This is a genomic window from Chryseobacterium sp. SIMBA_038 (assembly GCF_046535115.1).
In the GTDB taxonomy this organism is placed as follows: Bacteria; Bacteroidota; Bacteroidia; order Flavobacteriales; family Weeksellaceae; genus Chryseobacterium.
Window position 1 is genome coordinate 1 of sequence record NZ_JAWRXH010000023.1, and the last position, 499, is coordinate 499.

At 59.7% G+C, this 499-nt stretch carries 1 pseudogene; it reads right to left on the reverse strand.

From position 1 onward, the window contains the following. Positions 1 to 69: 69 nt before the first annotated feature. Positions 70 to 411 (reverse strand): annotated as a pseudogene (locus SB689_RS22540) (hypothetical protein); the annotation flags it as partial. Positions 412 to 499 lie beyond the last annotated feature (88 nt).

Genomic DNA, 499 nt, shown 5'->3' on the forward strand with positions numbered 1-499 from the left:
GCAGCAGCAGTCGCTTCACGTTCGCTCGCGTATCGGTGATTCATTCTGCTAACCAGTAAGGCAACCCCGCCAGCCTAGCCGGGTCCTCAACGACAGGAGCACGATCATGCGCACCCGTGGGGCCGCCATGCCGGCGATAATGGCCTGCTTCTCGCCGAAACGTTTGGTGGCGGGACCAGTGACGAAGGCTTGAGCGAGGGCGTGCAAGATTCCGAATACCGCAAGCGACAGGCCGATCATCGTCGCGCTCCAGCGAAAGCGGTCCTCGCCGAAAATGACCCAGAGCGCTGCCGGCACCTGTCCTACGAGTTGCATGATAAAGAAGACAGTCATAAGTGCGGCGACGATAGTCATGCCCCGCGCCCACCGGAAGGAGCTGACTGGGTTGAAGGCTCTCAAGGGCATCGGTCGAGATCCCGGTGCCTAATGAGTGAGCTAACTTACATTAATTGCGTTGCGCTCACTGCCCGCTTTCCAGTCGGGAAACCTGTCGTGCCAG